The following is an 8,104-nucleotide window of genomic DNA, read 5'->3' as shown; positions in this document are numbered from 1 at the left end:
TTGATCCAGAAATACTTACAATAGAGGAATTGGTGAAGGCGATATGAGTATAGAAATAAATGATTTGAATTTTATATATAATGAAGGAACACCTTTTGAAAGACAAGCTTTAAAAAATATTAATTTGGAAATAAGCGATTCTGAATTGGTAGGCCTAATTGGGCATACAGGCTCAGGAAAATCTACATTGATACAACACTTTAATGGACTACTTAAACCTACGTCTGGAACGATATTAGTAGATGGTGAAGATTTATTTAAAGAAAAGAAAACACTTTTAAATATAAGAAAGAAAATAGGTTTAGTATTTCAATATCCTGAACATCAACTGTTTGAAGAAACTATAGGTAAGGATATAGCATTTGGACCAACAAATTTAGGACTGAATGAAGATGAAGTGAATAGTAGAGTTAGGGAATCTATGGAACTTGTTGGTTTAGACTATGAAACTATGGTAGACAGGTCACCATTTGAATTAAGTGGTGGGCAAAAAAGAAGAGTTGCTATCGCAGGTGTTTTGGCTATGAATCCTAGTGTATTGATATTAGATGAGCCAACTGCAGGGCTAGATCCACGTGGTAGAGATGAGATATTTAATCAGATAAAAGAATTATATGATAAGAAAAAACTTACTATAATAATTGTTTCACATAGTATGGAAGATATGGCGAACTTGGTAAACAGGCTTGTAGTAATGTATCATGGAGAAGTTTACATGTCAGGAAAACCAAAAGAGATTTTTGAAAGAGCAGAAGAACTTGAAAAAATAGGATTAGGGGTTCCACAAATAAAAAAATTAATGATTAAATTGAAGTCACTTGGGAAGATAAAAGATGATAGTGCGATAACCATAGAAGAAGCAAAGAAAATTATAATAGACGAGTTGAGGAGTTAAGAGTATGCTAAATAATATGAGTATTGGGCAGTATTACCCAGGTAATACACTAATTCACAGAATTGATCCAAGAGCAAAAATTGTATTTGTTTTTTTATTTATAATAAGTTTGTTTTTAATAAATACATTTACACCGTACTTATTTATAGGATTAGGGTTATTTGGAGTTATAAAGGCATCTAAGGTACCTGTGAAGTTTATAGTTAAAGGATTAAAGCCAATATTATTTATAATTATATTTACTTTTTTGATAAATGTTTTTATGACTAGAGGAGAAATTATAGTATCATTAGGACCTTTGAATATTACAAAAGAAGGGTTATATCAAGCAGGATTTATGGCAATTCGTTTGATATTCCTTATAATGGGAACTTCATTATTGACATTGACGACTTCACCAATTGCTTTGACCGATGGGATAGAACATCTGCTTAATCCTATGAAACGAATAGGGGTACCAGCACATGAATTGGCTATGATGATGACTATTGCGCTTAGATTTATACCTACATTGTTAGAAGAAACAGATAAAATAATGAAAGCTCAAAAAGCTAGAGGTGCTGATTTTGAAACAGGTGGCCTTATGAAAAGAGCAAAGAACCTTATTCCATTATTAGTACCTCTGTTCATAAGTGCTTTCAGACGTGCAGATGAATTGGCTATGGCAATGGAAGCGCGCTGTTATCATGGTGGAGAAGGTAGAACACGCATGAAGCAATTGAGTTTTGAAAAGAAAGATTATATAGCGAGCGCGGTTATGGCGTTATACTGTGTGGCTATAATAGTAAATAAAGTTATTTAATATATTGAGGAAGTGGAACAAGAATTGAAACCGATAAAGTATTATAAGATACAAATAGAGTACGATGGAACAGAATTTTACGGTTGGCAGAGACAAAATGATGATTCTCTGAGGACTGTTCAGGGAGAAATCGAAAAAGCACTTTATAGATTATTCAACGAAAATATAACAATAGATGGATCAGGAAGAACGGATAAGGGAGTACATGCTAAAAATCAAACAGCCACATTCTCTATTGAATCTACGATTCCAGGAAGTAGATTGAAATATCCATTGAATAGTTTATTGCCGGATGATATTTACATAAATGATTCATCTGAGGTAAAGGAAGGATTTCATGCAAGGTATAGTGCTAAGGGAAAAGAATACTATTACAGATTTTATTGTTCAGAGCAAAGAAGTCCTTTAAAAGATCGATATTCGGCTTATGTGCCGTCTGACGTGGATTTGGATAGAATGGTTATAGCTACAAAAAAACTCTTGGGAAAACATGATTTTGGAGCTTTTATGGCATCTGGAAGTAGTGTGAAGACTACAGAGCGAATTGTGCATAGTATTGAAATGAAAAAGTATGGCAATGAATATACGATGTATATTAGAGGAAATGGTTTTTTATATAATATGGTTCGAATAATAATGGGTACACTAATAGAAATCGGATTGGGAAGAAAAAGTATCGAATGTATAGATTTAGCGTTTGAAACTTTAGATAGAGAGGTACTGGGCTATACAGCTCCAGCTAGGGGATTGTACTTGAATAAGGTTTTTTACGATACATTTGAAAATTAGAATAATTATTTTTATTTTAGGGTGATAAAGCCTTGACAGTAAGCACATTATCAACTATAATTACAAGGTATGAAAAAAAGATGAAAGCCACTAGCCCCGGATTTTCATTACGATAAAATCATATGTTAGAATTGTTTAAAGAGGAGGAATATGAATGAGCACATTTATGGCAAAGCCTCATGAAGTCGAGAGAAAATGGTATATCATAGATGCAGAAGGTAAGAAATTAGGTAGAATTGCAAGTGAAGCTGCTTCGATTTTAAGAGGAAAGAATAAACCAACTTATACTCCACACGTTGATACTGGAGATTTTGTAATCATCATTAATGCAGAAAAGGTAGAGTTATCTGGTAAGAAGTTAGATCAGAAATACTATAGATACCACACAGGACACATTGGTGGATTAAAAGAAATACCTTACAAAAGATTGATGGAAGAAAAACCAGAAAAAGCTATGGAATTAGCTATTAAAGGAATGCTTCCAAAGAACAGCTTAGGTAGAAAAATGTATACTAAATTAAAAGTATACAGAGGAACTGAGCACAATCATGAAGCACAAAAACCTGAATTATTAGAAATATAATATTCTGAGCAGAGGAGGATGAGTAATGGCTAACGTACAATTTTGTGGAACTGGTAGAAGAAAAAAATCTGTAGCTAGAGTTAGATTAGTATCTGGTTCTGGTAAAGTAGTAATTAATAAAAGAGATTTAGACGAATATTTCAACTATGAAACATTAAAAGTTAAGGCACTTGAGCCTTTAACAATAACAAATACAGAAGGTAAATATGATGTTTTTGTTAATGTTCATGGTGGTGGATATACAGGACAAGCCGGAGCAATCCGTCACGGAATCGCTCGTGCATTGTTGAATGTAGACGAGGAATTAAGACCTATCTTGAAAAAAGAAGGAATGTTAACTCGTGATTCAAGAATGGTGGAGAGAAAGAAATACGGTTTGAAAAAAGCACGTCGTGCACCACAATTCTCAAAGAGATAATTTTACAGAGTCTTGGATACATATATTCAAGACTCTATTTTTTTAAGTACAAAAACATTGAGTAAATTATGATGAAATTGGATATAAGCCTTGAAAGTACTAATGAATTTTTGATAAAATGGAGAAAATGACATGGGGGAGATTCTATGGGTATGCCAAAAATACAACTTAGCGAAAAGGTTGACTTTTATGTAACTTACTTGAGGTGTTTAAATTACATAGAAAAACGAGCAAAAGAAGAAAGTAAAGATTTGTATGATGGAAAATACTATCCTGTTTTATTTATAAAAAAAGAGATGGGTCGATATTTGCAGGATAATTTTATTCCTGATGAATCACACAAAGTTTTTACTGCACTTTATAAATATTTAGAAAATGAGCTTATTCATTATGGTCCGATAACGAACCTTTTAAAAGATGATCAAGTTTCTAGAATATATGTTGAAGGTGCTAAAAAAATATCTTATAGGACAGTCAATAATAAAATAATAGAAACAGAGTTGACGTTTAAAAACTCTGTACAAGTTACTAAATTGATAAATAGATTCATGATTGGAAAGGAGCTTGAATTTGGTTCCGATAATCCATTAGTTGATATAGATGTTGAAAAAGTAGGCAGAGTGATAATTATGGCTAAATTGTTGCATCCAGATGATGATGATCATTTGACTATAATAAAAAAATAATATAATTATTAACAAATATAAAAACAGGGGAAGACCCTGTTTATTTTTTGTAGGAGTGGAGAGAAGTATATGAAAGAAAATTCGTGGTTTAGTACAAGAGTAGGGGTGTTTATTACAGGAGTATTTTGCACATTGCTTTGGGGAAGTGCATTTCCTGTTTTAAAAACTAGTTATATTTGGATGAATTTAGGTAGTGAAAATATATTTGGAAAAATATATTTTGCAGGGTTAAGATTTTTTATGGCATCAATATTACTTATATTATTTGTAAAAATGATTCAAAAGCAAAGTTTGAGTATTAGTGGTAAGCATAAGAAAAATATAATGATACTTGGTATAGTCCAGACTACACTTCAGTATTTTTTCTTCTATATAGGAATAGCAAATACAACTGGAGTAAAGAGTGCTATATTAGCATCTAGTGGAACATTTTTTGTTATAATATTAGCTCATTTTTACAATCATAATGATTCACTTAGTTGGAAAAAAATAGCTGGTTTAACATTAGGTTTTTGTGGTATATTAGTCATGAATTTAGATGGAGATTTTGGAGGATTGGATTTTAATTTTATGGGAGAAGGATTTTTGCTTATAAGTGGTTTAGTAAGTGCAGTTGGAACAATAATGGCAAAGAGAATGTCAAAAGATATAAAGCCATTTGTGTTGACTGCGTGGCAAATGCTTATAGGATCTTCAATTTTACTAATAATTGGAGTTAGTGCTAAAGGTTACGAGGGACTTGTATTTAGTTCTGGAGTGACATTGCTACTAATATACGCATCGTTTCTATCGGCAGCAGCATTTGGACTTTGGTATTCACTTTTAAAATATAATAAAGCTGGCAATGTTACTATGTACAAATTTTTAATTCCTGTTTTTGGCAGTTTGCTGTCACTTGTATTTCTAACTGGAGAATCATTTAATAAAATGATAATAGTAGCTTTGCTTTTTGTTAGTGCTGGAGTTGTAATTGTAAACAGAGGGGAGTAGCGAAATGTTTAAAATTATAAATAATTTTTTCGAGGGTTATATTGGAGAAGACTATAGTGGGTGGCTTACTGTAGCAATAATAATTTTATTATTTTTAATACTAAGAAGAATATTTAATGGAATTATATATCCGCAGGTATATAAAGGATTAGATAAAGCTAAGACAACTACTGGAAAGAGATTTTGGGAAAACTTTAAAGTGCCAATTGGCAGAATTATTGTTTTTATAGGATTCTATATAGCTTTGGCATATATAAAGGAGGCACAGGCTATATCCGAATTCAAAGCAAGTGAGAGCTTTATACTTAAACTTATAAAATCCATGATTATAATTGAAATAGCATCAGGTTTTTATAGGGTTATCGGACAAAATTCAATTTTATTTGACAAAATTACTGGAGTAGCTCAAATTCAAGCCAGCAAAATATTAGAGCCGTTTGTGGTTAAAATACTGAGATTTATAGTTATAGTTATAGCATCAAGTGCTATAGCAGAATTGTTTGGGTATTCAATGGATACAATTATTGCAGGTCTTGGAATAGGTGGAGTTGCTATAGCGCTTGCAGCGCAGGATACTTTATCAAATCTTTTGGGCGGAATAATAATTTTATTAGATAAACCATTTGATATCGATGATTGGATAAATTGCAATGGAATAGAAGGCATAGTTGAAGACATTTCTTTTAGAAGTACTAGAATCAGGACTTTTGAAAAAGAATTGATTTATGTTCCAAATGCAATTATGTCAAAAGAAGCGATAATAAACTATTCCAAAAGAGGAATAAGACGAGCAAGATTTAAAATAGGCTTAACGTATTCTACAAGTAGTTCTCAGATGAAAAATTGTATAGAGAAGATTGAAGAATATCTAAATACAGTTAATGAAATTGATAGAGATACAATATTGGTAAAATTTGAAGGTTTTAATGATAGTAGTTTAGATATACTTATAATGTATTTTGCGAAGACTTCTGAGTATCAAAAATACATGGAAGTCAGAGAAGAGATAAACTTAGCTATAATGGATATAGTTGAGAAAGAAAGCTTGTCTATGGCGTTTCCGAGCACGAGTGTTTACTTTGAAACTCCTCTTGATACGAAATAAAAAATGGCGCTTTGCGCTATTTTTTTTTGTCTGTGGGTAAAAGAAGAGTAGGAGGTGCTGGTATGGGAAAGGTCATAGTGATTGATAGAAATCCTCAAATTAGAAAATTTATACAAAATCATCTGAGTGAATTGGGGTTTGAAGTAGAATGTTTTTCTCATTTAGATGATAGTTTTAGCGTATTAAAAACCGAATATGAAAAAATTGGACTTATATTATTTGAAGTGTCAGATGTTTATTATGATAATTTAGATTATTTTAAGGAATTTCCAGAGACTGATTGGCACATACCTGTTATAGCTATGAGCAGTTCTAATAAGAAGCAAGTTGTAATTCAGACTATACAAGCAGGAGCAGATGATTTCATATTAAAGCCATTTAACGAAGAATACTTTGATGAAAAGGTACTACTTAAGTTAGATAAAAAAACAGAGAAGAAAGAGAAAGTTAAAACTGGTATTAATATCAATTTTAATAAGTATGTACAAGGCGAATTGATTAAAGCGAGCAAAGGAAAATATCCAGTAGGATTTCTTATGATACAATTAAACCATATAAAAAAAGAATATATTGATGAGTGGTCTTACTATAAAATAGCCCAACCGGTATTTAAAAAACTTATGGATGAGTTTTGGGATACAGATTTAGGAGTCCAATATGGGGCTCATAGTTTAATTGGTATATTCCCATTTTGTGATTCAGAAGGAATATTGATATTAGAAAAAAAACTCAAAAGTGCATATAAAGATTACATAAAGGGAAATGAAAATATGCATGGATATAACATAGATTTTACATCGGTAATATATCCACAGAATGGTAAAAACAGATCGGAGATACTACAGAATTTAATTGAAAAGTCGATTAGATAATAGTATTGTCAATAATTTATTGACAATAAAAACTAATAGGTATATTATTAACATAATAAAACCGTTAGGGGGTATGGGTATGAAAGACGAGAAAATTGTTATAATAGGCGGAGTAGCTGGTGGAGCAAGTGCAGCGGCGAGACTTAGGAGACTAAATGAAAAAAGTGAAATAATAATGTTAGAAAAAGGAGAGCATATATCATTTGCAAATTGCGGTCTTCCGTATTATATTGGAGGCGTTATTGAGTCAAGGGATTCACTATTAGTTCAGACTCCAGAAGCAATGAAGGCTAGATTTAATATTGACGTAAGAGTTTTAAATGAAGTTATGCGAATAGATCGTGAGAAAAAGGAAATTGAAATAAAGAAATTAGAAACAGGGGAATTGTATTTAGAAAGTTATGACAAATTGATACTTTCGCCGGGGTCAATTCCATTAAGACCTCCTATTCCGGGGATAGATTCAGAGAAAATATTTACACTTTGGAATATAAGGGATGTAGATGCGATATACAATTATATAGATGAAAAGAAGCCTCAAAATGCTATAGTTATAGGTGGAGGATTTATAGGAATAGAAACTGCTGAAAATTTAAGAGATAGAGGATTAAATGTAACCTTAGTAGAGATGGCAAATCAGATAATGGCAGCGCTAGATATTGAAATGGCTGAGATAGTACAAAATAATGTAAGAGAGAATGGAATAAGATTGATTTTGCAAAATGGAGTAAAGACATTTCATGATTTAGGAAAATCCATTAGAGTAGAGCTACAAAATGGAGATGAAATAGAAGCAGATATGGTTATGCTGTCGATAGGAGTTAGACCACAGTCGAAATTAGCTATTGATGCAGGGCTTGAGGTAAATGAAAGAAAGGGAATCGTAGTAGATGATCATATGATGACGAGCGATCCATATATATATGCTATAGGAGATGCAATAGAAGTTGAGGATTATATAAGT

General features: G+C 31.7%; 10 protein-coding genes. All 10 read left to right on the top strand.

The genetic code is table 11. The features are described 5' to 3' along the window. Positions 1-43 precede the first annotated feature (43 nt). The gene (locus tag N4A40_02645; protein ID MCT4660732.1) at positions 44-895 is read left to right on the top strand and encodes an energy-coupling factor transporter ATPase; all 852 of its coding nucleotides are present in this window, start codon (positions 44-46) and stop codon (positions 893-895) included. A gap of 4 nt (positions 896-899) precedes the next feature. Further along, on the top strand, positions 900-1,697 hold the full coding sequence (locus N4A40_02640; GenBank protein ID MCT4660731.1) for an energy-coupling factor transporter transmembrane protein EcfT: 798 nt from the start codon (positions 900-902) through the stop codon (positions 1,695-1,697). A 12-nt stretch (positions 1,698-1,709) separates the two neighbouring features. Continuing rightward, entirely contained in the window at positions 1,710-2,486 is a 777-nt protein-coding gene (truA, locus tag N4A40_02635; protein MCT4660730.1) for a tRNA pseudouridine(38-40) synthase TruA, read from the top strand. Positions 2,487-2,640: 154 nt separating this feature from the next. After that, the gene (rplM, locus tag N4A40_02630; GenBank protein ID MCT4660729.1) at positions 2,641-3,069 is read left to right on the top strand and encodes a 50S ribosomal protein L13; all 429 of its coding nucleotides are present in this window, start codon (positions 2,641-2,643) and stop codon (positions 3,067-3,069) included. 25 nt (positions 3,070-3,094) lie between these two features. Then, positions 3,095-3,487 (top strand): 30S ribosomal protein S9, encoded by a 393-nt coding sequence (rpsI, locus tag N4A40_02625; GenBank protein MCT4660728.1) that lies wholly within the window; start codon positions 3,095-3,097, stop codon positions 3,485-3,487. 146 nt (positions 3,488-3,633) lie between these two features. Next, positions 3,634-4,173 (top strand): hypothetical protein, encoded by a 540-nt coding sequence (locus N4A40_02620; GenBank protein ID MCT4660727.1) that lies wholly within the window; start codon positions 3,634-3,636, stop codon positions 4,171-4,173. Between the two features lie 69 nt (positions 4,174-4,242). After that, on the top strand, positions 4,243-5,163 hold the full coding sequence (locus tag N4A40_02615) for a DMT family transporter (GenBank protein ID MCT4660726.1): 921 nt from the start codon (positions 4,243-4,245) through the stop codon (positions 5,161-5,163). 4 nt (positions 5,164-5,167) lie between these two features. Continuing rightward, on the top strand, positions 5,168-6,268 hold the full coding sequence (locus N4A40_02610) for a mechanosensitive ion channel family protein (protein ID MCT4660725.1): 1,101 nt from the start codon (positions 5,168-5,170) through the stop codon (positions 6,266-6,268). Between the two features lie 62 nt (positions 6,269-6,330). After that, a complete protein-coding gene (locus N4A40_02605; protein ID MCT4660724.1) occupies positions 6,331-7,140 on the top strand; it encodes a response regulator in 810 nt (269 codons plus the stop codon). Between the two features lie 79 nt (positions 7,141-7,219). Continuing rightward, on the top strand, positions 7,220-8,104 hold an 885-nt coding region (locus N4A40_02600; GenBank protein ID MCT4660723.1), incomplete at its 3' end, for an FAD-dependent oxidoreductase.

Source organism: Tissierellales bacterium, from assembly GCA_025210965.1.
Lineage (GTDB): Bacteria > Bacillota > Clostridia > Tissierellales > JAOAQY01 > JAOAQY01.
The sequence above is the reverse complement of the archived record's forward strand: the minus strand, read 5'-3'. Positions and strand labels throughout refer to the sequence as shown.

Coding starts and splice junctions, on each gene's coding strand:
- N4A40_02640 (MCT4660731.1), top strand. CDS start 900: ATGCTAAATAATATGAGTATTGGGCAGTATTACCCAGGTAATACACTA.
- N4A40_02620 (MCT4660727.1), top strand. CDS start 3,634: ATGGGTATGCCAAAAATACAACTTAGCGAAAAGGTTGACTTTTATGTA.
- N4A40_02615 (MCT4660726.1), top strand. CDS start 4,243: ATGAAAGAAAATTCGTGGTTTAGTACAAGAGTAGGGGTGTTTATTACA.
- N4A40_02605 (MCT4660724.1), top strand. CDS start 6,331: ATGGGAAAGGTCATAGTGATTGATAGAAATCCTCAAATTAGAAAATTT.
- N4A40_02645 (MCT4660732.1), top strand. CDS start 44: ATGAGTATAGAAATAAATGATTTGAATTTTATATATAATGAAGGAACA.
- rpsI (MCT4660728.1), top strand. CDS start 3,095: ATGGCTAACGTACAATTTTGTGGAACTGGTAGAAGAAAAAAATCTGTA.
- N4A40_02610 (MCT4660725.1), top strand. CDS start 5,168: ATGTTTAAAATTATAAATAATTTTTTCGAGGGTTATATTGGAGAAGAC.
- rplM (MCT4660729.1), top strand. CDS start 2,641: ATGAGCACATTTATGGCAAAGCCTCATGAAGTCGAGAGAAAATGGTAT.